Here is a 21,950-nt window from a genome sequence, read left to right as displayed (position 1 = left end):
GGGAGCGGGAGGCGTCCGCGGCACGGCTCAGGCGAAGCGCAGCATGACCTTGCTGCTGCCGGAGGCGGGATCGGCCGCCGTCCGCATCGCCTCGTGCGCCTCCCCGACGGGGAAGGAGTGGGTCATGAGCGGGGTGACGTCCAGGCCCGCGGCCATCGCGGCCAGGGCGTCGTCGATCTCCTCGACGAAGCGGTAGGAGCCGATCCAGGTGACCTCCCTGGTGACGAGCTCGCCCAGCGCGGCCGGGGCCTGTGTTCCGGGGAGGTTGCCCACCTGGACGAGGGTGCCGCCGCGCGCGGTCGCGCGCAGGACCCCGCCGAGGGCGGCCGGGGCGCCGGAGGCCTCGAAGACCAGCTCGGCGTCCTCGGGCAGCGCGTCCCCGCGCGAGAGGTCGCGCGTGTCGTCGGCGCCCATGGCCCTGGCCACCTCCAGCGGGGCCCGACCGACGTCGGCGACGGTGATCCGCGCCGCCCCCGCGTGCCGGAGCGCGGCGACGACGAGCGAACCGATCGGCCCGGCGCCGTTGACGAACACGTCCCGGCCCGCGACGCCCCCCACGACGCCCTCCGCGCGGTTGACGGCGTGGCAGGCCACGGCGAGCGGTTCGGCCAGCGCCCCGCTGCGGGTGTCCACCCCCTCGGGCAGGGGCCGCAGCTGCCGGGCAGCGACCTTCCTGAGTTCGCAGAACCCGCCGTCGGTGTGCGGTGAGAACGCGGCCGACCCGAAGTAGCGCACCCTCGGGTAGAGGTTGGTGCGCCCGGCCAGCCGCTCCGGCATGCGCCCGTCGCCGACCAGCTCGGCCGGGTGCACGGTGACGGGCAGCCCCTCCTCGACGCCGGTCACGCCCGGGCCCACCCGGGCGACGTGTCCGGCGATCTCGTGCCCGGGCACGAGGGGTTCGCGCAGCACGGCAGTGCCCGAGCGGCCGTGGCGCCAGTAGGCCAGGTCGGACCCGCAGATCCCGCCCCACTCCACGGCGACGACGACCTCCCCCTCGCCGGGGACGGGGTCGGGGAGCTCGTCGACGCGCAGGTCTCCGGCTCCGTGGACGGTCACGGCCCTCATACGGCGTCCTCCAGTCGGACCAGGTCGCGTCCGCGCACCTCGGGGGCCAGGTAGGCGGAGACGAGGGTGATCAGGGAGTAGGTGATGATCATCGCCGACAGCGGCCACCAGGAGCCGGTGGCGGCGGTGAGCGTGGCGGCCAGCACCGGGCCGATCGCGGTGGCCAGGACGCCGCCGATCTCCTTGGCCAGGGCCAGCTGGGTGAACCGGGTGCGCGCACCGAACAGCTCGGCCATGGTCACGCTCTCCACGGAGAACAGGCCCAGGACCGACAGGTTGAGCCCGACGACCATCGCCACGGTCACGAGCACGGTGTCGCCGGTCTCGATCATCAGCATCATGGGCACGGCGAACAGCATGCTGGCCACGGTCAGGAAGAGGTAGACGGGGCGGCGTCCGAAGCGGTCGCCGAGCACGCCGACCAGGGGGACGGTGACGAAGCCGAGCAGGGAGCCGTAGACGATCGCGGACGTGCCCACCGCGTCGTTCAGCAGCAGGTTGGCGCTGAGGTAGCCGACGAGGAAGGTCTGGACGATGCCGGAGTTGCCCGCCTGGCCGAAGCGCAGGCCGAGGGCGAGCAGGAAGGCGCGGCCCTTGCGCTGGCGCAGGGCGGTCTCCAGACCGCTCCTGTCCTCCTCCACCGCGGCCGCGGCCAGTTCGCTCCGGGACATCGCCACACCGTCGACGAGGTCCTCACGCTGCTCGAAGACCGGGCTCTCCTTGACGGAGAGGCGGATCCACAGCGCCAGGAGCAGCAGGAGGAAGCTGGCCAGGAAGGGGAGGCGCCAGCCCCAGGTCAGGAGCTGCTCCTCGGAGAGCGCGAACACCAGCACCGCCCAGATCGCGGAGGCGCCCAGGGTGCCGGAGTTGGTGCCCAGACAGACCAGGGAGGCGATGAACCCCCGCCGTCTCGCCGGGGCGTACTCGGCCAACATCACGGTGGCGCCCGCGATCTCGGCGCCCGCGCCGAAGCCCTGGAGCAGTCGCAGCCCCACGAGCAGGATCGGGGCGAGCAGGCCCACCTGCTGGTAGGTGGGCAGGGCACCGATCAGTGTGGTGGAGACGCCCATCAGGGCGACGGTGATGAACAGGACCTTCTTGGGGCCGAGGCGGTCGCCCATGCGGCCGAAGTAGACCGCTCCGGCGAGCCGGGCGACGTACCCGACGCCGTAGGTGCCCATCGCCGCGATCAGGCCGACCGCGGGGTTGAGGTCGGGGAAGAAGATCTGGTTGAACACCAGGGCGGCGGCCAGGGAGTAGAGCTGGAAGTCCATGAACTCCATGGCGGTCCCCAGCCACCCGGACACGGAGGCCTTGGTGAGGTCCCGGGTGCTGCGCTCCCCCTGCCCGGCTGGCGCGGGGGGTGCCTGTTCGGTCATCGGCCGGTCCTTTGTGAAGGGCTTCCACCTGCGAAGAAGTATCGGGGAAACCGTACGTGAACATGTTGGCAATTGACATACAAGCACTGCCATACCAGCGGCGTCAATGGCGGTAGACTGCCTCCCATGGCCGACCAGACCCGGTCCGGGGGACCCCTGCTGTCCGCGCGGGACCGCACCCTGGAAACCATCCGCCGCGCGATCATCACCCTGGAGCTCAAGCCGGGGACGCCGCTGTCGGAGAACGAGCTCGCCACCGAACTCGCCGTGAGCCGCACACCCGTGCGCGAGAGCCTCATCCTGCTGCGCGAGGAGGGGCTGGTGGAGGTCTATCCCCAGGTCGGCACGTTCGTCTCACTCGTGGACCCCGAGCGCGTCCGGCAGGCGCAGTTCATCCGGGAGGCGGTGGAGTGCACCTCCCTCGCCCAGGCCCGGCCCCCCTTCTCGGCGGACCACGTCAGCGACCTGCGCGTCCTGCTCGGCGCGCAGCGGGAGGCGGGCGGCGGCGCCGACCACGACCGCTTCTTCGAGCTCGACGAGGAGTTCCACCGCTCGCTGCTGGCGCTGGCGGGCAACGAGAGCGCCTGGCGGACGGTGAACGCGGCCAAGGCCCACCTGGACCGGGCGCGGCGGCTGAGCCTGATCGACACGCGTCCGATCGGGGAGCTGGTGGACCAGCACACGCTGGTCGTGGACGCGATCGAGGCCGGGGACACCGGGACGGCGGTGGAGGCCCTGCGCTCCCACCTGCGGGCGGTGTTCGAGGACGTCGGGCGGATCCGGGCCGCGTCACCGGAGTTCTTCTCGGACGGGCAGCCCCGCCGTCCCGTCCGCAGGACCGTGACCTCGCTGCGCTAGCCGCCGCGTGGGTCGTCAGCCCCGGGACCCTGGCGGCCCCGGGACCTCACCGGCGTTTGCGCCCCCATCCCGAGCCGTGGCCCCCCGCGTGCAGCGCGAGGAACAGCAGTCCGGCGAGGGCGAGGGTCGTGGTGGTGACCAGGTCCTGGATGTTCTCGCCGAGCAGCTCCAGCAGCAGGGCGAGTCCGAACAGGACGGCGGCGATGGTGGCGAACACGGTTGCCTCCGGGGGTCGGGGTGGTGTTCGTGCACCCTCCGGTCGCGGGGGTAACCACACTGGTGCCCCGGTCGCGCCCCGGAAAACACCTCAGGCCAGAGCGTGTGCTCTGGCCTGGAGGATGGTGGGCGATACAGGATTCGAACCTGTGACCTCTACCGTGTCAAGGTAGCGCTCTAACCAACTGAGCTAACCGCCCTCATCGGGGGATGAGGTGAAGCATGCTGCGAGGCGGAGACGGGAATCGAACCCGTGTGCAGGGATTTGCAGTCCCTTGCCTCAACCACTCGGCCACTCCGCCGGAACGCGATGGGGGGCTGTCGAGTGACACCCATGCGGGCCTCTCCGAGCGGACGACGGGATTCGAACCCGCGACCCTCACCTTGGCAAGGTGATGCTCTACCAGCTGAGCCACGTCCGCGTGCGCCCCGGAACGGACTCCGGGACCGGAACCGCCCCGCATCCCTGGGGAGGCGGAACGGTTCCGTTCGAGCGGACGACGGGATTCGAACCCGCGACCCTCACCTTGGCAAGGTGATGCTCTACCAGCTGAGCCACGTCCGCGCGGCGAGTCCTGCCTTCGGGGTTCGTCCCCGTCAGCGCCCCTCGCTGCGTTAAGAACTCTAGCGGATTCCCGGCCAAGCGCGAAATCGGCCGGGCTCACCGGGCACACGCGTGCCCCGCCGTGGCAGGTCCCGCCGACCCGCCGAGGCGGCGGGAGCTACTTCTCCACGTGGGCCGGCGAGGAGGGCATGTCGGGTCGGGGAGGCGCCGAGAGGTACTGGCCGACCCTCTCGATCACCTTGTTCATCTCGTAGGCGATCAGGCCCACGTCGCTGTCGGAGTCCGACATCAGCGCCATGCAGGCGCCCTCTCCGGCCGCGGCGACGAAAAGGAAGGCGCGGTCCATCTCGATGATGCTCTGGCGGATGCCGCCCGCCGCGAACTGCTTGCTCGCCCCACCCGCGAGGCTGTGCAGCCCCGAGGCGATCGCGGACAGGTGCTCGGCGGCGGGACGGTCCAGTCCGCTGGAGGTGGCCATGAGGAGTCCGTCGGTGGACAGGACGATGGCGTGCTGCGTACCGGAGGCACGCGTGAGGAGATCGTCCAGCAACCAGCTGAGCTCTCCGCGGGCGGTACTCGGTGGGGTCATGTCTCTCTTTGCTCTGTCAGTCGTCGTGCGTGACTTGGGACACGCGCACTGCGGGCCGCCGCCGAGGTGCCTTGGGGGAGGGCTCCGAACTCGGCTGCCACCGGTCCCGCATAAGCGTTGCCCAGATGATAGTCATTCGTAACTTATCTGTCCGGCCGCCACGGCGGGTTCCGGGTGGGCCGCCCCGAACGTGGAGCCGTGTGACCAGTCGCGATACCGCCGCAAAACGGGCGAGAGCGCCAGACCATCGGCCGGTGCCGGTCACGGGACTTGCCAACCCGCCGTACGGAGGTTACGGAAGGAGCGGGCCACGACGCGCCGGCAAGGTGGGAAGATCGTGCAGACACCGGCCCTACCTGGGCTCTTGAGAACGTGGGGGTGGCAGATGAAGGTGTGGATCGCGGGTGCCGGGTACGGCCGCGGCACCGTCGTCGACGAGAGCGAGGCGCGCATTCCCGTGGTCGACCACGGGATCACGGTGGGTGACGGGGTCTTCGAGACGGTGCGGGCCCGCGGAGGCCGCCCCTTCGCCCTCACCCGCCACCTCAGGCGGCTGGCCCGCTCCGCGGAGGGGCTGGGCATGGCCGAGCCCGACCTGGAGCTGATCGCCGACGGCGTCGCCCGCGCGGTGGCGGCCAACCCGGAGCTGTCCGACGCCCGGGTGCGCATCACGGTCACCGACGGAGCCGGACCGCTGGGTTCGGACCGCTCCCCGGGCGAGCAGACCGCCATCGTGGCCCTGGGCCCCTTCCCCGGGATCGCCCCGCACGCCGACGTGGCGACGGCCCCCTGGCCGCGCAACGAGTTCGGGGCCCTGGCCGGGCTCAAGACCACCTCCTACGCCGACAACGTGCGCGCCCTGGCCCACGCCAAGCAGCGGGGCGCCAGCGAGGCGCTCTTTCGCAACGTGAGCGGCAACCTGTGCGAGGGCACCGGCAGCAACGTCTTCGTGGTGCTGGACGGCAGGCTGCTCACCCCGCCGCTGTCGGCGGGCCCGCTGGCGGGCATCACCCGCGAACTCGTCCTGGAGTGGTTCGGGGGCGAGGAGGAGGACGTGCCCATGGAGCGCCTCCCCGAGGTCACCGAGGCCTTCCTGACCTCCACCGGACGCGACGTGCAGGCGATCCTGCACGTCGACGGACGCGCGGTGTCGGCCAGGCCCGGCCCGGTCACGGCCAAGGCCGCGTCGGTGTTCGCGGAGCGCTCCGCGGCCGACATCGACCCCTGATCCCCGCCGCCGGGGACGGACACGGCTGAGGGGGCGGCGCGTGGTGCGCCGCCCCCTCAGCCGTCGGGAGTGCTCCGCGAAAGGCCCCGGGGCCCGCGGATCAGGAGTGCAGGTGCTGCTGGATCTCCTCGTCGAGGTTCACGAACTGGCCCTCCTGGCCCGCCGGGACGATCTCGTATGTCCGGTGGAGGAACTCGGCCAGGGGAGAGACCTGGGTGTCGAACTCGGCCTGTCCGAAGGGGGAGGAGAGCGCGATGCTCACACTGCGGTCGCCGTTGTCGTCCTTGGAGGGCCACACGCGGACGTCGCCCTCGCCGACCGGGCGCACGATGCCGACGGTCAGGAGCTCGCGGGCGAAGATCCACTCGACGGGGTTGTCCTCGCCGGTGTGGAAGGCGACCCGTATGGCGTAGGGGTCGTCCGCGCTGTAGTCCAGGCGCGCGACCAGAGGGACCGCCGTGCGTTCGGGGACCACGAGCCGCAGGCCCAGCTCGGCGGTGGCAGTGGTGTCGCTACTGTTCATGTTCGCCAAACCTTTTCTCGTCCGGCCTTGCTGTTGCGGCGCGGGTCGGTTGCCGTCTCACGGGCTCCAACGCGGCTTCCCGCGGAACATGACGTGAGTACGGAGGCTTTCTTGGTGGGTGGGACCGGAGGTCTCGCCGCCCGTGCGACGGGCCCGGCGTGCCGCGGTGCGGCGCCACGATCCTTCGTCACTGTAATGACCAGGACAAACCAAAGATTTCCCAATGTTGGGTGTCCCACGTCACGCGGAGGTAATGAAGGGGTGGTGTTCGACGGGTCCACGGGGGCGGGAACTCCTTATCACTGCGGGGATCGGGGGCGGGTGCGGACACTCCGGGGATCCCCTCGGAAGGTTGGTGTGACCTCCGTCATATGACACGGTGTTCGCTGAGCGGTTCCGTGTGCGCCGAGCACCCCCGAACGTGCGCTAGAGTCTTACTTGTCCGGCCGACAGGGCGGACAGGCAGGCAGCTCAGGGCGATTAGCTCAGTTGGCTAGAGCGCGTCGTTCACACCGACGAGGTCACTGGTTCGAGTCCAGTATCGCCCACACGGCTCTGAGGCGGTCCCACTCGGGGGTAGGTACCCCCGATGGGGCCGTTTCTCGTTTCCCGGGTGCTTCGCGGGACACGGCGCGGGTGCCTCGGCGGGGCGGGGGCGCGGCATGAGGCCCGACCGCGGGCCGCCGAGGGCCCGGAGGCGTCCGGGCGGTGCGGGCCCCGTCGGGACGGTGCGGACGGCCGTCGGCGGGACGGGGCCTACTCGGACGGGCTGTCCGGCAGCGGACGTCCGCGCCGCACGGCCCTGCGCTCGCGCAGACGCCGGAGGAACTCCTCCTTCAGGCGCATCCCGTACCGCTCCGCGCGGTGGAACCACACCTGGGCGGGCCGCACCACCTTCTGCGCCCACCGGAACTCGGTGCTGAGGATGACCAGTCCCAGGATGACCGAGGCCAGGCCCGGGCCCGGAACGACCATCATGACGAACCCGGCCAGGATCACGACGACGCCGACGGTCCCCACGAGCACGCTCCAGGGCAGGCGCAGCGCGGGGTGCGTGTGCATGCGCCTGCGGAAGAGGCGCAGCCGCGCTCGCATCCTCCGCCACCTGCGCGCGCGGATGCGGCGGGTGGGGGATGTCTCCGGGGCCGACGGGTCGTTGGTGGGGCTCGGTGACATGCGCTCACAGTATTCGGTCGAAGCGAGTGGATGCATTCGGGTCGACTGGGGGCGATAGCCAGGGCATCTGTTGATTCTCACCGATCCCGACAGCGGGATCAATGGCCTTTCGTAAGGGTGTGGACAGCCCCTGGAAAGGTGACGTTCCATGACAGATCAGTCCCTGTCTGGTTCTCTGCCCTGCCTCCGGGCAGTTCACGCGGGTACGCCCCGAAGAGTCCGAATCCCTGACCGAATCACCGGCCGGGCGCCGGGGCCGGACACCGGAATCCACCGTCCCACCACGTGTTCCGCGCCGCCAGCGCGGCCGCGCGGCCTGTGGACGACCGGGGCGGCCCCGCCCCGAAGCCGCTAGCATCGGGAGGGAGTACACGCCCGGCCGCGCGAAGCGGCCGGTCCGCGTTCGACATCGATCCACGTCTTCCTAGGAGTCACCGTGTCCGCCGCGCCTGAGCTGCACATCACCCTCGCCGGAACCCCGCGTGCGGTGGCGGCGAACACTACGGCGGGCCAGGCTCTGGAGGCCGACGGCAGGACCGTCATCGCGGCGCTGGTCAACGGCGAGCCGCGCGACCTCGCCCGGGAACTGCGCGAGGGCGACGTCGTCGAGCCGATCGCCATCGACTCCGAGGAGGGCCGGGCGATCCTGCGCCACTCCACCGCGCACGTGCTGGCCCAGGCCGTCCAGGAGCTCTTCCCCGAGGCCAAGCTGGGCATCGGCCCGCCCGTGGAGAACGGCTTCTACTACGACTTCGACGTCGCCGAGCCCTTCACCCCCGCCGACCTGAAGAGCATCGAGAAGAAGATGCAGCAGATCGTCAAGCAGGGGCAGCGCTTCGACCGCCGTGCCGTCTCGGACGAGGAGGCCCGCGCCGAGCTGGCCACCGAGCCCTACAAGCTGGAGCTGATCGGGCTCAAGGGCGGCGCCACCGAGGCCGCCGAGGGCGCCGGTGTGGAGGTGGGCGCCGGTGAGCTCACCATCTACGACAACGTCCACCCGCGCACCGGCGAGCTGTGCTGGAAGGACCTGTGCCGCGGGCCGCACCTGCCCACCACCCGCGTCATCCCGGCGTTCAAGCTCATGCGCACCGCCGCCGCCTACTGGCGCGGCAAGGAGACCAACCCGCAGTTGCAGCGCGTCTACGGCACCGCCTGGGAGAGCAAGGAGGCCCTCAAGGACCACCTGACCTTCCTGGAGGAGGCCGAGAAGCGCGACCACCGCAAGCTCGGCTCCGAGCTGGACCTGTTCTCCATCCCGGACGAGATCGGCTCGGGTCTGGCGGTCTTCCACCCCAAGGGCGGCACCGTCCGCCGGGTCATGGAGGACTACTCGCGCCGGCGGCACGAGGAGAGCGGGTACGAGTTCGTCTACACCCCGCACGCCACCAAGAGCACCCTGTTCGAGAAGTCCCAGCACCTGAGCTGGTACGCGGACGGGATGTACCCCCCCATGCAGCTCGACGGCGGCCAGGACTACTACCTCAAGCCGATGAACTGCCCGATGCACAACCTGATCTTCGACGCGCGCGGGCGCTCCTACCGTGAGCTGCCGCTGCGCCTGTTCGAGTTCGGCACCGTGTACCGGTACGAGAAGTCGGGCGTGGTGCACGGCCTGACCCGGGCCCGCGGCTTCACCCAGGACGACGCGCACATCTACTGCACCAAGGAGCAGATGGCGGACGAGCTCGACTCGCTGCTCACCTTCGTGCTCGAACTGCTGCGCGACTACGGCCTGGACGACTTCTACCTGGAGCTGTCCACCAAGGACCCGGAGAAGTACGTCGGCGGCGACGAGGTCTGGGAGGAGGCCACCGAGACCCTGCGCGAGGCCGCGCAGAAGCAGGGCCTGGAACTGGTCATGGACCCGGGCGGCGCCGCCTTCTACGGCCCCAAGATCTCGGTGCAGGCCAAGGACGCCATCGGCCGCACCTGGCAGATGTCCACCATCCAGCTGGACTTCAACCTGCCCGAGCTGTTCGACCTGGAGTACACCGCGGCCGACGGCTCGCGCCAGCGCCCGGTGATGATCCACCGCGCCCTGTTCGGCTCGATCGAGCGCTTCTTCGCCGTCCTGCTGGAGCACTACGCGGGCGCGTTCCCGGCCTGGCTGGCTCCGGTGCAGGCGGTCGGCATCCCCATCGCCGACGAGCACGTGCCCTACCTGCGCGAGCTCGCCGCCAGGCTGCGTGCGGAGGGCATCCGCGTCGAGGTGGACGCCAGTGACGACCGCATGCAGAAGAAGATCCGCAACGCCCAGAAGCAGAAGGTGCCCTTCATGCTGCTGGCCGGTGACGAGGACGTCAGCAAGAACGCGGTGTCCTTCCGCTACCGTGACGGCTCGCAGAACAACGGCGTGCCGTTGGACGAGGCGGTGGCCGAGATCGTCGCCGCCGTCCGCGAGCGCCGCTAGACAGCGTTCTCCGGGGCCTCCGCTCCACTTCGGTTCGGGGCCGCACACGAGAGGAGCGCCCATCCGGGGCAACCGGGTGGGCGCTCCGCCGTCTCGGGTCAGCGCCGCTCGCCGGGCGCCTGGAACTCCTCCTCGTCGCGGAACAGGTCCGCGCGGGAGATGCGCGCGGTCTCGTTGGGGTCCGGGGCCTTGGTCTCCTCCTCGTCGTCGCGGAACAGGTCCGCGCGCGAGATGCGGTGCGTCGCGTTGGGGTCACTCATGAGGGCGGTACTCCTTGTTGCTACGGGGGCAAGGCGAATTTTATCCGCCTCATGGGGCGGGGCCGGATGCCCGGACGTGCGCGTAAGGCCGCTCAGCGGCCGGGGGCGCGCCGTTTCCAGGCCTCGGCGGGGACCCGCTCCACGAGGGCGATCAGGTAGTCGGCGGCGGTCACGGCCCGGTCGGGATCCAGCCGCATGGCCGCCCACGTGAGGACGTAGTCCCCGCTGAAGCGTACGGGAAGGGACCGTGACCTGGGATCGGTCAGCAGCCACCTGGTGACCACGTTGTCGAGCACCGCCCCGGTGAACGCGGGATCGCTGCCCGACGTGTGGAAGGCGCCGGCGAAGTCGTCGTCGCAGGCGTCCAGGTCCCGCCTGCGCAGTATCTGCAGTTCGGCGTTGGGCCCGGGGGTGCGTACGGCCACCACGCGGTGGACGCGGCGGACCCGCTCGGTGCCCCTGCCCGCCGTGTGGGTCTGCTCGAAGGCGACGACCAGGTGCTGGCCCCGGCGGCCGGTGAGCACGTGCTGGGCGCGGGGGTGCGGCCCGAGGGCGGCGCGGGGGAGCACGGCCTCCCCCAGCGGGCTGGGGAGCTGCTCGGTGTAGGTCCACCCGCGCTCACGCGCCCACCCGCGCAGTTCGGTGGAGCGTTCCTTGCGGAAGTGCGCGGCGACCGCGATCGTGCCGGCCGACATGACGACGGCGACCAGCGCGATCACAGACAGGGCGCCTTCCATGTCTCCTCCGGCTGGGGGATGTGGGGTGGCCGTGGGCCCGCGGCGGGCCCATCCTGAGCAGGCCGGGTCGGGAAAGTCAGGGACCCGTGCTGGCCGTACGGGTCCATTCTGTGTTGATTTCGGGTGCTTGTCACCCCTTGTTGTTGTTCCGCGGTGACGCTGGGGGTTCGCGGCCTCGCGGCGTCCGCCGACGGTCTACCCGCAAAGGGCGCGGCATCACCGTCACCACGCGTCCCCAGCCGGTCACCACCTGCGCGAACGCCGTCCTCCGCGCGGCTCGGGGACCCTCCTTCGCCTGCCACACGGGCCTTCCCGCCTCCGCGGCCCCGACGGTGCGCGGTCATACGGCGGACACGGAGGGTGAGGACTGTCCGGAACCGGCCACGGTTCGCCCCGTCCGTGCCGGAACCGACCTCACGCGTGGATCGCCGCCGCGGTGGCACTGGCCCTGCGCCTCCGAACCCGGTCAGGGCCGCGTCGGTCGCACGCGGGTACTCCGCTGACCGGGCCCGGGCGCGGGAAGACCCCCGGGAGGAGCGCTCCCGGGGGCCGTACGCGTCCGGAGCGCGGACGCCCGTGCTCCCCCCGACAGCCCCTAGGCGGGCAGGCCCAGCTCGCGGGCGATGAGCATCTTCTGCACCTCGCTGGTGCCCTCGCCCACCTCCAGGATCTTGGCGTCCCGGTAGAAGCGGCCCACGGGGTAGTCGTTCATGAACCCGTACCCGCCGAACACCTGCGTGGCGTCCCGCGCGTTGTCCATGGCCGCGTTGGAGGCCACCAGCTTGGCGACCGCCGCCTCCTTCTTGAAGGGCTCGCCCGCCAGCATGCGCGAGGCCGCGTCGTAGTAGGCCAGCCGCGCGGTGTGCGCCCGTGCCTCCATCTCCGCGATCTTGAACTGGATCGCCTGGTAGCTGCCGATGGCGTTGCCGAAGGCGTGCCGCTCGTGGGCGTAGCGCACGCTCTCGTCCACGCAGCCCTGCGCCAGGCCCACCGACAGCGCGGCGATGGCGATGCGGCCCTCGTCCAGGATCCGCAGGAACTGGGCGTACCCGCGTCCGCGCTCACCGACCATGTTCGCCTCGGGCACCCGGCAGTCCTCGAAGACCAGCTCGTTGGTGTCGGAGGCGTTCCACCCCACCTTGGAGTACTTCTGCCCCACGGAGAAGCCCGGCGTGCCCGCGGGCACCAGGATCGAGGAGATCTCCGGCCGCCCGTCCTCCCGGCGCCCGGTCACGGCGGTGACGGTCACCAGCGCGGTGATGTCGGTGCCCGAGTTGGTGATGAAGGACTTCGTCCCGTTGATCACCCACTGGCCGTCCTCCAGACGGGCCGTGGTCTTCGTGGCGCCCGCGTCGGACCCGCCGTCGGGCTCGGTCAGCCCGAACGCGCCCAGGGCCTCACCGGAGGTCAGCCGCGGCAGGTAGGTCCTCCTCTGGTCCTCGGTGCCGAACCGGAAGATCGGCATCGCGCCCAGCGACACCCCGGCCTCCAGCGTGATCGCCACCGAGGAGTCCACCCGGGCCAGCTCCTCCAGGGCCAGGCACAGGGCGAAGTAGTCGCCGCCCATGCCCCCGTGCTCCTCGGGGAAGGGCAACCCGAACAGGCCCATCCGGCCCATCTTGGCGATGATCTCGTACGGGAACGCCTCCCGCTCGTAGTAGTCGCCGATGACGGGGGCGACCTCGGTGCGGGCGAACTCCTCCACGGCGGCCCGCAGGTCGGCGTGCTCGGTCGAGAGCTGGTGACGGTTCATGCGTGCGACTCCTCGCTGGTGGCGGGGGAGGGCGCGTCCGACGGGGTGCCGGCGGACGCGTCCCGGACGGGTTCGACGGTGACCAGGACGGCGTCCATGGGTACGGACGCGCCGGGGCGCACCGCCACGGTCGCGACGGTCCCGTCGACGGGGGAGGTGACGGAGTGCTCCATCTTCATGGCCTCCACGACGGCGAGCGGGGTCCCCGCGCTCACCGCCTGCCCCGCCCGCACGGCGACGGAGAGCACCGTGCCGGGCATGGGGCTGCGCACGGTCCCGTCGGCGGCCGCGCCGTCCTCGCGCAGCGCGGCCGCGACGGGCTCCTCGTGCAGACTCCAGGCGGCGCCGCCCGTCCCCAGCCACCGGTGCCCCGTGGCCGGGTCGTCGGCGCGTCTGTAGGTGCGGCGGCGACCCGCGTAGGTGACGGTCAGCCAGTCGTTGCCGGGGGAGCGGCGGGCACGGGCCGCGACGGGTTCACCCGCGCCGACCCGCACCCAGTACGTGTCCCGGCCCACACGCCGCACGTGCACGGCCGCGGGATCGTGCCGGGGCGCCCGCAGCCGCCACGGTGTCCACGCCGGTTCGCCCATGCGCCACCCGTCGGGGACGGCGAAGCGGTCCGCGGTGGCGGGTCCCTCCAGGTCCAGCTGGTGGTCCAGGGCCGCCGCCGCGTAGACCTCCTCGGGAAGGGACTCGGGCGCGGGCTCGGGCGGGTCGGACCCGATCAGGTCGGTGCTCAGGTCACCGGCCACCACGCGCGGGTGGCGCAGCAGGCGGCGCAGGAACGCGGTGTTGGTGACACATCCCAGCAGCAGGTACTCGGCCAGGGCGTGGTCCATCCGACGCAGCGCCTCGGCCCGGTCCGGCCCCCAGGTGATCACCTTGGCGAGCATGGGGTCGAACACGGAGGTGATCTCCCCGCCCTCGGCGATGCCCGAGTCCACCCGGACCTCGTGGCCGGAGGGCTCGGTGAGGGACAGGATCGGACCGCCCGTGGGCAGGAACCCGCGGTCGGCGTCCTCGGCGTAGATACGCGACTCCACGGCGTGCCCGCGCCAGGACACGTCGTCCTGGGCGAAGGGCAGCGGTTCGCCCATCGCCACCCGCACCTGGAGTTCGACCAGGTCGATGCCGCGCTCGCCGCGCACGGCCACGACCTCCTCGGTGACCGGGTGCTCGACCTGCAACCGGGTGTTCATCTCCAGGAACGAGAACGACAGCTCGCCGTCCGCGCCCGTCTCGGCGATGAACTCCACCGTGCCCGCGCCCACGTATCCGCAGGAGCGGGCGGCGGCCACGGCGGCCTCGCCCATGGTGGCGCGCTGGTCGTCGGTGAGCAGCGGGGAGGGCGCCTCCTCCACCACCTTCTGGTGGCGGCGTTGCAGGCTGCACTCGCGCTCGCCCAGGTGCACGACGTTGCCGTGGCCGTCGGCCAGGACCTGCACCTCGATGTGCCGGGGCCGCTCCACCAGCCGCTCCACCAGGAGGGTGGAGTCGCCGAAGGAGGCCAGGGCCTCGCGCCGGGCCGCCGCGGCACTGGCCGCCAGTTCGTCGGGGGAGTGCACGGCGCGCATACCCTTGCCGCCGCCTCCGGCGGAGGGCTTGATGAGCAGCGGGTAGCCGGTTCCGGCCGCGGCGTCGAGCAGCGCGTCGTCGTCCAGAGGTCGTCCGGGCTTCTCGGTGAACCCGCCCAGGACGGGCACGCCCGCGGCGGCCACCGTGTCCTTGGCGCGGATCTTGTCGCCCATGGCCTCGATGGCCTCGGCGGGCGGACCGACGAAGGTCAGTCCGGCGTCGGCGCACGCACGTGCGAAACCGGGGTTCTCGGACAGGAAGCCGTAGCCCGGATGCACCATGGTGGCGCCGCCCTCCACGGCGGCGGCCACGATCGCGTCGACGTTCAGATAACCGTCCACGCGCAGGGCGAGGTCGGCGGCCAGGGTGTGCGGGGCGTCGGCGTCGGCGTCGGTGTACACCGCGACCGAGCCGATCCCCATGAGGTCGAGGGTGCGGAGGATCCGTAGCGCGATCTCGCCCCGGTTGGCGACGAGCACCGTCGCGGGAGCCGGGCCTCGTGGCGTTGTGGTCAAGGGTTCCTCACATCCGGAAGACGCCGTAGCCCACCGGCTCCAGCGGCGCGTGGCGGGCGGCGGACAGGGCCATGGCGAGCACGTCGCGGGTGTCGGCGGGGTCGATGACGCCGTCGTCCCACAACCGCGCGGTGGAGTAGTAGGGGCTGCCCTGCTCCTCGTACTGGTCGCGGACGGGCGCCTTGAAGGCCTCCTCGTCCTCGGCGGACCACTCCTGCCCGCGCGCGGCCATCTGGTCGCGGCGGACGGTGGAGAGCACCGAGGCGGCCTGCTCGCCGCCCATCACCGAGATGCGCGCGCCCGGCCACATCCACAGGAACCTGGGCGAGTAGGCGCGCCCGCACATGCTGTAGTTGCCCGCGCCGAAGGACCCGCCCACGACCACGGTGAACTTGGGGACCCGGGCGCAGGCCACGGCGGTGACCATCTTCGCCCCGTGCTTGGCGATGCCGCCCGCCTCGTAGTCCCGGCCGACCATGAACCCGGAGATGTTCTGGAGGAAGACCAGCGGCACGCCGCGCCGGTCGCACAGTTCGATGAAGTGGGCGCCCTTGAGGGCGGACTCGGCGAACAGGATGCCGTTGTTGGCGACGATCCCCACCGGGTGGCCGTGCAGGTGCGCGAACCCGGTGACCAGGGTCGTGCCGTACTCGGCCTTGAACTCGGTGAACTCGCTGCCGTCCACGATCCGGCCGATGACCTCGCGCACGTCGTAGGGGGTGCGCGTGTCGGCGGGCACCACACCGTACAGCTCTCCGGGGTCCAGCTCCGGTGGGCGGGGCTCGCGCACCTCCCACGCGGGCGGCGCGGGCGGGCCGAGGGTGTCGGCGATGCGCCGGACGAGGGTGAGGGCGTGCGCGTCGTCGTCCGCCAGGTGGTCGGTGACCCCCGACACCCGCGAGTGCAGGTCGCCGCCGCCCAGCTCCTCGGCGGTGACGACCTCGCCGGTGGCCGCCTTGACCAGCGGCGGGCCGCCCAGGAAGATCGTGCCCTGCTCGCGCACGATGACCGCCTCGTCGCTCATCGCCGGGACGTAGGCGCCGCCCGCGGTGCACGAGCCCAGCACCGCGGCGATCTGCGGGATGCCCATCCGCGACATCGTGGCCTGGTTGTAGAAGATCCGGCCGAAGTGCTCGCGGTCGGGGAAGACGTCGTCCTGCATGGGCAGGAACGCGCCCCCGGAGTCGGCGAGGTAGACGCACGGCAGCCGGTTGTGCAGCGCCACCTCCTGGGCGCGCAGGTGCTTCTTGACGGTCATGGGGTAGTAGCTGCCGCCCTTGACCGTGGCGTCGTTGGCGACCACGACCGTCGGGCGGCCCATGACCCGGCCCACGCCCGCGATCATCCCGGCGCCGGGAGCGTCCTGCCCGTCCGCGCCGTAGAGCCCGTACGCGGCCAGGGGGGCGATCTCCAGGAAGGGGGAGCCGGGGTCCAGGAGGAGGTCGACGCGGTCGCGCGGCAGGAGTTTGCCCCGTTCGACGTGCCGTGTCCGGGTCCTCTCCGGGCCGCCCAGGGCCGCGGTGGCGATCCGCTCGCGCAGCTCCAGGGCGAGGGCGCGGTTCGCCGCGTCGTTGGCGGCGAACGCGGGCCCGGCGGTGTCCACCGCCGTGCCGAGCACAGATGCCCTGCTCATGGTGTCCTCTCGTGGAGGGGTGTTAATGCTCACTAACATCTGGGATGTTAGTGACTACTAACATGGGTGTCCAGGGCCCGGCGCGACACCGGGGGAGGGGAAGGAGGCCGGATGGGGGTCAGACCCGCGGGCGAGCGGCGCACGGCGCTCCTGGGCGCGGCGGCGCGGCTCTTCGCCGAGCACGGATACCGGGGGGTGTCCATCGACGACCTCGGCCGCGCCGTCGGCACGACCGGCCCCGCCCTCTACCGGCACTTCCGCGGCAAACAGGCGCTGCTCGGCGCGGTGCTGGTGGACATCAGCGAACGCCTGGCGCGCCAGGGCGGCGAACTGGTGGCGCGGGCGCCGGGCGCCGAGGAGGCGCTGGAGGCCCTGCTGCGCGGGCACATCGCCTTCGCTCTGGACGAGCCCGCCCTGATCACCGTGCACGACCGGGAGCTGGGCAACCTCACCGACGCCGACCGGCGCCGGGTGCGCCGCCTCCAGCGCGGCTACGTCGAGCAGTGGGTGGGGGTGCTGGGCGAACTGCGCCCCGACGCCTCGGCCACCGTCCTGCGCGCCGCCGTGCACGCCGTGTTCGGGCTGCTCAACTCCACCCCGCACAGCCGGGGCGAGCTGTCGCGGCGGCACATGGCGCGGCTGCTGCTGGAGATGGGCCGGGCCGCCCTGACCGCCCCCGCCGCCGCGCCCGACTAGCGCCCGCACGGGGAGCGTCCCCCGTACCCGCGTTCGCCCGGTGCCCCTCCGGCCCCGCGTCCCCGCCTCCGCCGCGCCCATCCCGGGATTTGGCGCCGGTCATGCCCTGCGCTGACCCGCCGCCGGGTAGACAGGGCGCCAGGCACCGGAGAGGAGGGCCGCCATGAACGTGGTGAGCAGGGGTTTCCAGGGGCGCCGGGGAGGCGACCCCTCGCGGGTGCCCCCGGGACAGTACGAGACCCACGACTTCCCCGTCCTGTCGGCCGGACCCACGCCGCACGTGGACACGGCCGAGTGGACCTTCGCGATCTCCGACGAGGTGGGCGGCACGCGCTCCTGGACGTGGGAGGAGTTCCTGGACCTGCCCCAGGAGCGACCCCGTGTGGACATCCACTGCGTCACCCGCTGGTCGAAGCTGGACACCGACTGGGCGGGCGTCAGCGTGGACACCCTCCTGGAGGACGTGGAGACCGCGGCCGAGTACGCCCTGGCGGTCAGCCACGGCGGCTACACCGCCAACCTGCCGCTCCAGGACCTCACCGACGGACGGGCCTGGGTGGTGCACACCTTCGACGGGGAGCCGCTGGCCCCCGAACACGGCGGCCCCGCCCGGCTGCTGGTCCCGCACCTGTACTTCTGGAAGTCGGCCAAGTGGGTGCGCGGGCTGCGGCTGTTCGACGAGGACGAGCCCGGGTTCTGGGAGCAGGCCGGGTACCACGACTACGGCGACCCGTGGCGCGAACAGCGCTACCAGGGCGACTGATGGCGGCCTGGCGGCCCGCCGAGCTGGTGGCCGACCGGTGGGAGACCGCGAGCGCCAGGACCCTGGTCCTGGAGGTGCCGGGATGGCCGGGGCACCGGCCGGGCCAGCACGTGGACGTCCGCCTGACCGCCGAGGACGGCTACACCGCCCAGCGCGGCTACTCGATCGCCTCGGCCGCGGACGGCGGGCGGATCGAGCTGACCGTGCAGCGGGTGGGGGGAGGGGAGGTCTCCTCCTACCTCGTGGACGTGTTCGCGCCGGGCGACCGGGTGGAGGTCCGCGGTCCGCTGGGCGGCTGGTTCGTGTGGGACGCGGGGAAGCCCGACCCGGTGGTCCTGGTGGGCGGTGGCTCGGGTGTGGTCCCGCTGATGGCGATGGTGCGCGAGCGGCGCAGGACGGGAGGCCGGGCCCTGTTCCGGGTGCTGTACTCGCTGCGCACCCCCGAGGACCGGTACTACCGGGGGGAGCTGGGCGCGCACCGGCCGGGCGACGGAGGGGTCGACGTGTTCCTGGCCTACACGCGCCGCGCGCCCGAGGGCGCGCTCCGGGGGCCGGGGCGGCTGGGGGCGGCCGAGCTCGACACCCACGGCTTCCCCGCCGAGTTCGCTCCGGTGTGCTTCGTGTGCGGGCCCACCGGTTTCGTGGAGACGGTGGCCGACGCCCTGGTGGCGCTGGGGCACGATCCCCGGCGGGTGCGTACCGAGCGTTTCGGCTCAGGTGGAGGTGGCGGATGAGGGAACCGGAGCACATGGACGCCAACGTGCTGGCCGGACCGCTGTCGGAGATCATGGCCGTGGACCTGACCTCGGCCGAGCGCCGCTGCTCGGTGTGCGGGGCGTGCGGGACCTTCGCCGAGCTGTACGTGACGGCGGACGGGCCCGGGCTGGTGGCGAGCTGCCCGCGGTGCCGGACGCTGGTCCTGAGACTGGTGCGCACACCCGACAGCGTGTGGCTGGACCTGGGCGGCACCGGGGTCGTCCGGATCCGGCTCGGTCTCTGACGGGGACCGGGGCGGGCCCCGGTGCCCGCCCCGGTGCCGCGTCCACGTCCTGCGCCTACATGCCGCCCGCGGCGCCGTCCGCCTCCGGACTCTGTTCCGCCGGAGCCGCGGGGGCCTCCTCGGCGGGGGCCTGCGGGGCCTCGTTGACCACCGGCGGGTCGGTTTCCTCTTCCTCCCCGAAGACCCCGTCGAGGAGGAGACCGAGCACTCCTCCGGGGCGCGAGTCGTCCTCGTCCGCGGTGGCGGCCAGGGCCGCTCCCGTACCGGCGACGGTCAGCCCGGCGGCCAGCACCGCCGCGGCGGTGATCCTGGTGAACGCACGCATACGCGTTCACTGCTCCCTTCGTGTCGGGTGTCATACTTGGCGTTCTCATTCTGTTACAGAAAGTCACCAAGGTCACGAAACCCTCGTTCGTGGGAGTTTCGGACCGACCCGGGGAACCGCGCCGCCCTCCCCAGGGGGCGCCAACGACGGGCAAAGTCCCCGGCACGCCGCGGGTGGCGGCTCCGTGATCTCCTGACCCGGCCATACATTGGCCGCGGTCATGTGGGTAGGGCTGCGTCCAACGGCCCAACGGACGCACACAGCCGTCCGGCCCCACGACACGTCAGAAGGAGCGCTGTATATGTCTCGGCCTCGTATCGTGGTGGTCGGCGCGGGCTTCGGTGGTCTCCACACCCTGCGCCACCTCGAACGCCGCATCCCGGCGGGTGCGGCGGACATCGCCCTCGTCGCGCCGCACGACTACATGCTCTACAGCCCCCTGCTGCCCCAGGTGGCCTCGGGACTGCTCACGCCGCAGTCGGTCGCCATGTCGGTGCACCGGCTGACGCGGCAGACCCGGTTCGTCCCCGGGCACGCCGTCGGCGTGGACCCGGGGGACCGCGTGGTCGTCGTACGGCGCCCCACCGGCGAGCTCGCCCCGGTCCGCTACGACCGCCTGGTCCTGGCGCCCGGCGGGGTCACCCGCGCCTTCGACATCCCCGGTCTGGCCGAGCACGCCTACGGCGCCAAGACGCTGGCCGAGGCGGTGCTCCTGCGCGACCACGTCCTGGCCCAGCTGGAACTGGCCAACGACAGCCGCGACCCGGCCGAGCGCGAGGAGCGCTGCCGCTTCATCGTCGTCGGCGGCGGCTACACCGGCGTCGAGACCGCGGCCTCGCTCATGCGCCTGTGCCAGGAGGCGGCCAAGCGCTACCCGGACCTGCGCTCGGTGATCCGCTGGCACCTGGTGGACATCGCGCCCAAGGTGCTGCCCGAACTCGGCGACCGCCTCGGCCGCAAGGCGCTCGACCTGATGCGCTCCATCGGCATCGAGGTCAAGCTCAAGGTGAGCGTGCGCGAGGTGACCGACGACAAGGTGGTGCTCACCGACGGCCGGGCCCTGCCCTGCCGCACCCTCATCTGGACGGCGGGCGTCTCGCCGAGCCCGCTCATGGGAACCCTGGACAAGCCCACCCAGAAGGGCCGCCTGGAGGTCGGCGCCGACCTGCGGGTCCCCGGACTCGACGACGTCTTCGCCGTCGGGGACGCGGCGGCGGTGCCCAACCTCTCGCACGAGGACAGCGACTACTGCCCGCCGACCGCCCAGTACGCCACGCGCCAGGCGGCCACCGTCGCCGAGAACGTGGTCTCGTCGATCCTGGGGCGTCCGATGAAGGAGTTCCGGCACCGGGACATGGGGCTGGTCGTGGACCTGAGCGGGAACGACGCGCTGGCGCGCGTCATGCAGATGGAGCTGAGCGGACTGCCCGCGCTGGGCGTCACCCGCGGGTACCACCTGATGGCGGTGCCCTCCCCGACCGCGCGGGCGCGCATCCTGGCCAACTGGGGGATCCGCGAGTTCACCGGCGGCGACACCTCGCGCCTGGGGTTCGCCGACGGCGGGCGCCCGTCCTCGTTCGTGGCCAACGAGTCGGTCGACTACCTGGACGCGGAGTCCTCCCGCAGGGAGGGCGCGCGTCTGCTGGAGAACCTGCACGCGCGCTACGGCGAGCACTGACGGGGGCCGTCCGGGCCCGGCGGGCCCGGACGGCCGCGCCTTCGCCGACCGGCCGCGGCCGCCCGGCCCCGCTCCGCCGCGTCCGGTCGGGCGCGGGGCCGCAGGGGGTCAGGAACGGACCAGGCGGGCGATCGCCTCGGAGGCCTCGCGCACCTTCGCGTCCGCCTCCTCGCCGCCGTTGGCCACCGCGTTGGACACGCAGTGCTTGAGGTGCTCGTCGAGCATGGACAGCGCGAAGGACCGCAGCGCCTTGTTGGCCGCCGACGTCTGGGTCAGGATGTCGATGCAGTACTGGTCGTCCTCGACCATCCGCTGCAACCCGCGGATCTGGCCCTCGATACGGCGCAGCCGGTTGATGTGGCTCTGCTTGTCGCTACTGTAACCGTGGGTCGCAGCCATGCTCCCGCTTCCGTGTCGTTCCTGCTCAGATGCCATTACCATACCCCCTCGTGGTATCCAACGGCGGGGGCTGGGAACGCATTCCGCCGGTGCGCCCCCTCCGAGTGCGCGTGCCGCCGCCAACGCGGCCGTAGTAGGAGTTTCCCAGACGAACGGGGACCGCCCGCCGTGCCGGGAGGCGCACGCGTCCCGTGCGCGGGGGAGGCCACCGCGCGTAAACGTCCGGTCCGCTCTGGGCAACGCGGGGGCGGGGCCCTTGCCCGCGGCCCCGACCCGAACCGACCATGGGCGGTATGACTGACAGCGCCGAGAACGACATCATGGCCACCATCCGAGGACTGATCGACGAGGAGCACGCGCTCCGCTCCACGACCGGAGGGCTGGACCCGCAGGAGCGCGCCCGCATCAAGCAGGTCGAGGAGGCGCTCGACCAGTGCTGGGACCTGCTCCGCCAGCGCAGGGCCCGCAGCGAGTTCGACCAGGACCCCGACGAGGCCGAGCCGCGCCCGGTCTCCGAGGTCGAGAACTACCGGCAGTAGGGGGCCGGAACCGAAAACCCCGCGTGCTCCGCGAGCGTCAACACGGGTACAGCGGTGCCGGGCGGTGA

Annotated in this window: 22 protein-coding genes and 5 tRNA genes; 10 read left to right on the top strand and 17 right to left on the bottom strand. The window is 72.2% G+C overall.

Features of this window, described 5'->3' with window-relative positions:
- Nucleotides 1-27: 27 nt before the first annotated feature.
- The gene (locus HGB44_RS10485) at nt 28-1,065 is read right to left on the bottom strand and encodes an L-idonate 5-dehydrogenase (RefSeq protein ID WP_061078952.1); all 1,038 of its coding nucleotides are present in this window, start codon (nt 1,063-1,065) and stop codon (nt 28-30) included.
- Nucleotides 1,062-2,444, bottom strand: coding sequence for an MFS transporter (locus HGB44_RS10480; RefSeq protein WP_061078953.1), 1,383 nt, complete (start codon nt 2,442-2,444; stop codon nt 1,062-1,064). Before HGB44_RS10480 ends, HGB44_RS10485 begins: the two co-directional genes overlap by 4 nt.
- A gap of 126 nt (nt 2,445-2,570) precedes the next feature.
- On the opposite strand from HGB44_RS10480, the gene HGB44_RS10475 reads away from it, so the two are divergent.
- Nucleotides 2,571-3,302, top strand: a complete 732-nt coding sequence (locus tag HGB44_RS10475) for a GntR family transcriptional regulator (protein ID WP_061078954.1) — start codon at nt 2,571-2,573, stop codon at nt 3,300-3,302.
- A 46-nt stretch (nt 3,303-3,348) separates the two neighbouring features.
- On the opposite strand, the gene HGB44_RS10470 is transcribed toward HGB44_RS10475, so the two are convergent.
- The 6 genes from HGB44_RS10470 to HGB44_RS10445 form a co-directional block, all read right to left on the bottom strand.
- Nucleotides 3,349-3,519, bottom strand: a complete 171-nt coding sequence (locus tag HGB44_RS10470) for a hypothetical protein (protein WP_168444003.1) — start codon at nt 3,517-3,519, stop codon at nt 3,349-3,351.
- Nucleotides 3,520-3,641: 122 nt separating this feature from the next.
- Nucleotides 3,642-3,718: transfer RNA gene (locus tag HGB44_RS10465), tRNA-Val, on the bottom strand.
- A 30-nt stretch (nt 3,719-3,748) separates the two neighbouring features.
- Nucleotides 3,749-3,820: transfer RNA gene (locus HGB44_RS10460), tRNA-Cys, on the bottom strand.
- A gap of 47 nt (nt 3,821-3,867) precedes the next feature.
- Nucleotides 3,868-3,940, bottom strand: a tRNA-Gly gene (locus tag HGB44_RS10455).
- A gap of 70 nt (nt 3,941-4,010) precedes the next feature.
- Nucleotides 4,011-4,083: transfer RNA gene (locus HGB44_RS10450), tRNA-Gly, on the bottom strand.
- Nucleotides 4,084-4,240: 157 nt separating this feature from the next.
- Nucleotides 4,241-4,672 (bottom strand): roadblock/LC7 domain-containing protein, encoded by a 432-nt coding sequence (locus HGB44_RS10445; protein ID WP_013154286.1) that lies wholly within the window; start codon nt 4,670-4,672, stop codon nt 4,241-4,243.
- Between the two features lie 385 nt (nt 4,673-5,057).
- On the opposite strand from HGB44_RS10445, the gene HGB44_RS10440 reads away from it, so the two are divergent.
- On the top strand, nt 5,058-5,900 hold the full coding sequence (locus HGB44_RS10440; RefSeq protein ID WP_061078955.1) for an aminotransferase class IV: 843 nt from the start codon (nt 5,058-5,060) through the stop codon (nt 5,898-5,900).
- A gap of 100 nt (nt 5,901-6,000) precedes the next feature.
- Here HGB44_RS10440 and HGB44_RS10435 read toward each other — a convergent pair whose 3' ends face one another.
- The gene (locus HGB44_RS10435) at nt 6,001-6,423 is read right to left on the bottom strand and encodes an SsgA family sporulation/cell division regulator (RefSeq protein WP_013154284.1); all 423 of its coding nucleotides are present in this window, start codon (nt 6,421-6,423) and stop codon (nt 6,001-6,003) included.
- A gap of 474 nt (nt 6,424-6,897) precedes the next feature.
- Here HGB44_RS10435 and HGB44_RS10430 point away from each other — a divergent pair.
- Nucleotides 6,898-6,971, top strand: a tRNA-Val gene (locus tag HGB44_RS10430).
- A gap of 208 nt (nt 6,972-7,179) precedes the next feature.
- Here HGB44_RS10430 and HGB44_RS10425 read toward each other — a convergent pair.
- Nucleotides 7,180-7,518, bottom strand: coding sequence for a PGPGW domain-containing protein (locus HGB44_RS10425; protein ID WP_061078956.1), 339 nt, complete (start codon nt 7,516-7,518; stop codon nt 7,180-7,182).
- 517 nt (nt 7,519-8,035) lie between these two features.
- Between HGB44_RS10425 and thrS the strand changes: the two genes are divergently transcribed.
- On the top strand, nt 8,036-10,009 hold the full coding sequence (thrS, locus tag HGB44_RS10420) for a threonine--tRNA ligase (RefSeq protein WP_061078957.1): 1,974 nt from the start codon (nt 8,036-8,038) through the stop codon (nt 10,007-10,009).
- 98 nt (nt 10,010-10,107) lie between these two features.
- Here the strand turns inward: thrS and HGB44_RS10415 are convergent, their stop codons facing one another.
- The 5 genes from HGB44_RS10415 to HGB44_RS10395 form a co-directional block, all read right to left on the bottom strand.
- Nucleotides 10,108-10,269, bottom strand: coding sequence for a hypothetical protein (locus HGB44_RS10415; protein ID WP_168444002.1), 162 nt, complete (start codon nt 10,267-10,269; stop codon nt 10,108-10,110).
- Nucleotides 10,270-10,361: 92 nt separating this feature from the next.
- Complete coding sequence (locus HGB44_RS10410; RefSeq protein WP_061078958.1) at nt 10,362-11,006, bottom strand: hypothetical protein; 645 nt, start codon at nt 11,004-11,006, stop codon at nt 10,362-10,364.
- A gap of 595 nt (nt 11,007-11,601) precedes the next feature.
- The gene (locus HGB44_RS10405) at nt 11,602-12,759 is read right to left on the bottom strand and encodes an acyl-CoA dehydrogenase family protein (protein WP_061078959.1); all 1,158 of its coding nucleotides are present in this window, start codon (nt 12,757-12,759) and stop codon (nt 11,602-11,604) included.
- Entirely contained in the window at nt 12,756-14,849 is a 2,094-nt protein-coding gene (locus tag HGB44_RS10400) for an acetyl/propionyl/methylcrotonyl-CoA carboxylase subunit alpha (protein ID WP_061078960.1), read from the bottom strand. Before HGB44_RS10400 ends, HGB44_RS10405 begins: the two co-directional genes overlap by 4 nt.
- Nucleotides 14,850-14,856: 7 nt before the next feature.
- Complete coding sequence (locus HGB44_RS10395) at nt 14,857-16,467, bottom strand: carboxyl transferase domain-containing protein (protein ID WP_061078961.1); 1,611 nt, start codon at nt 16,465-16,467, stop codon at nt 14,857-14,859.
- Nucleotides 16,468-16,593: 126 nt separating this feature from the next.
- On the opposite strand from HGB44_RS10395, the gene HGB44_RS10390 reads away from it, so the two are divergent.
- From HGB44_RS10390 to HGB44_RS10375, 4 genes are all read left to right on the top strand, one after another.
- On the top strand, nt 16,594-17,178 hold the full coding sequence (locus tag HGB44_RS10390) for an SACE_7040 family transcriptional regulator (RefSeq protein WP_061078962.1): 585 nt from the start codon (nt 16,594-16,596) through the stop codon (nt 17,176-17,178).
- A 163-nt stretch (nt 17,179-17,341) separates the two neighbouring features.
- Nucleotides 17,342-17,941, top strand: coding sequence for a sulfite oxidase-like oxidoreductase (locus HGB44_RS10385; protein ID WP_061078963.1), 600 nt, complete (start codon nt 17,342-17,344; stop codon nt 17,939-17,941).
- Nucleotides 17,941-18,675 (top strand): FAD-binding oxidoreductase, encoded by a 735-nt coding sequence (locus tag HGB44_RS10380; protein WP_061078964.1) that lies wholly within the window; start codon nt 17,941-17,943, stop codon nt 18,673-18,675. The genes HGB44_RS10385 and HGB44_RS10380 overlap by 1 nt, the downstream gene beginning before the upstream one ends.
- Nucleotides 18,672-18,941, top strand: coding sequence for a DUF6510 family protein (locus HGB44_RS10375; RefSeq protein ID WP_061078965.1), 270 nt, complete (start codon nt 18,672-18,674; stop codon nt 18,939-18,941). The genes HGB44_RS10380 and HGB44_RS10375 overlap by 4 nt, the downstream gene beginning before the upstream one ends.
- Before the next feature lie 55 nt (nt 18,942-18,996).
- On the opposite strand, the gene HGB44_RS10370 is transcribed toward HGB44_RS10375, so the two are convergent.
- Nucleotides 18,997-19,266, bottom strand: coding sequence for a hypothetical protein (locus tag HGB44_RS10370; RefSeq protein WP_061078966.1), 270 nt, complete (start codon nt 19,264-19,266; stop codon nt 18,997-18,999).
- Between the two features lie 301 nt (nt 19,267-19,567).
- Between HGB44_RS10370 and HGB44_RS10365 the strand changes: the two genes are divergently transcribed.
- Nucleotides 19,568-20,944: an NAD(P)/FAD-dependent oxidoreductase gene (locus tag HGB44_RS10365; protein ID WP_061078967.1), complete on the top strand. Its 1,377-nt coding sequence runs from the start codon at nt 19,568-19,570 to the stop codon at nt 20,942-20,944.
- 108 nt (nt 20,945-21,052) lie between these two features.
- On the opposite strand, the gene HGB44_RS10360 is transcribed toward HGB44_RS10365, so the two are convergent.
- Complete coding sequence (locus HGB44_RS10360) at nt 21,053-21,343, bottom strand: metal-sensitive transcriptional regulator (protein WP_061078968.1); 291 nt, start codon at nt 21,341-21,343, stop codon at nt 21,053-21,055.
- Nucleotides 21,344-21,636: 293 nt separating this feature from the next.
- Between HGB44_RS10360 and HGB44_RS10355 the strand changes: the two genes are divergently transcribed.
- Nucleotides 21,637-21,882: a DUF2630 family protein gene (locus HGB44_RS10355; protein WP_061078969.1), complete on the top strand. Its 246-nt coding sequence runs from the start codon at nt 21,637-21,639 to the stop codon at nt 21,880-21,882.
- Nucleotides 21,883-21,950 lie beyond the last annotated feature (68 nt).

Origin of the sequence: Nocardiopsis alborubida, from assembly GCF_012396365.1 — a bacterium.
GTDB lineage: Bacteria > Actinomycetota > Actinomycetes > Streptosporangiales > Streptosporangiaceae > Nocardiopsis > Nocardiopsis alborubida.
This window is presented reverse-complemented; position numbering and strand designations above follow the sequence as displayed.

Excerpts from the sequence above, each read along its gene's own strand:
- HGB44_RS10370 (WP_061078966.1), bottom strand. The coding sequence starts at position 19,266 with ATGCGTGCGTTCACCAGGATCACCGCCGCGGCGGTGCTGGCCGCCGGG.
- HGB44_RS10440 (WP_061078955.1), top strand. The coding sequence starts at position 5,058 with ATGAAGGTGTGGATCGCGGGTGCCGGGTACGGCCGCGGCACCGTCGTC.
- HGB44_RS10485 (WP_061078952.1), bottom strand. The coding sequence starts at position 1,065 with ATGAGGGCCGTGACCGTCCACGGAGCCGGAGACCTGCGCGTCGACGAG.
- HGB44_RS10410 (WP_061078958.1), bottom strand. The coding sequence starts at position 11,006 with ATGGAAGGCGCCCTGTCTGTGATCGCGCTGGTCGCCGTCGTCATGTCG.
- HGB44_RS10405 (WP_061078959.1), bottom strand. The coding sequence starts at position 12,759 with ATGAACCGTCACCAGCTCTCGACCGAGCACGCCGACCTGCGGGCCGCC.
- HGB44_RS10475 (WP_061078954.1), top strand. The coding sequence starts at position 2,571 with ATGGCCGACCAGACCCGGTCCGGGGGACCCCTGCTGTCCGCGCGGGAC.
- HGB44_RS10435 (WP_013154284.1), bottom strand. The coding sequence starts at position 6,423 with ATGAACAGTAGCGACACCACTGCCACCGCCGAGCTGGGCCTGCGGCTC.
- HGB44_RS10360 (WP_061078968.1), bottom strand. The coding sequence starts at position 21,343 with ATGGCTGCGACCCACGGTTACAGTAGCGACAAGCAGAGCCACATCAAC.
- HGB44_RS10375 (WP_061078965.1), top strand. The coding sequence starts at position 18,672 with ATGAGGGAACCGGAGCACATGGACGCCAACGTGCTGGCCGGACCGCTG.
- HGB44_RS10390 (WP_061078962.1), top strand. The coding sequence starts at position 16,594 with ATGGGGGTCAGACCCGCGGGCGAGCGGCGCACGGCGCTCCTGGGCGCG.
- HGB44_RS10380 (WP_061078964.1), top strand. The coding sequence starts at position 17,941 with ATGGCGGCCTGGCGGCCCGCCGAGCTGGTGGCCGACCGGTGGGAGACC.
- HGB44_RS10365 (WP_061078967.1), top strand. The coding sequence starts at position 19,568 with ATGTCTCGGCCTCGTATCGTGGTGGTCGGCGCGGGCTTCGGTGGTCTC.
- HGB44_RS10415 (WP_168444002.1), bottom strand. The coding sequence starts at position 10,269 with ATGAGTGACCCCAACGCGACGCACCGCATCTCGCGCGCGGACCTGTTC.
- HGB44_RS10385 (WP_061078963.1), top strand. The coding sequence starts at position 17,342 with ATGAACGTGGTGAGCAGGGGTTTCCAGGGGCGCCGGGGAGGCGACCCC.
- HGB44_RS10355 (WP_061078969.1), top strand. The coding sequence starts at position 21,637 with ATGACTGACAGCGCCGAGAACGACATCATGGCCACCATCCGAGGACTG.
- HGB44_RS10425 (WP_061078956.1), bottom strand. The coding sequence starts at position 7,518 with ATGCGAGCGCGGCTGCGCCTCTTCCGCAGGCGCATGCACACGCACCCC.
- HGB44_RS10445 (WP_013154286.1), bottom strand. The coding sequence starts at position 4,672 with ATGACCCCACCGAGTACCGCCCGCGGAGAGCTCAGCTGGTTGCTGGAC.
- HGB44_RS10480 (WP_061078953.1), bottom strand. The coding sequence starts at position 2,444 with ATGACCGAACAGGCACCCCCCGCGCCAGCCGGGCAGGGGGAGCGCAGC.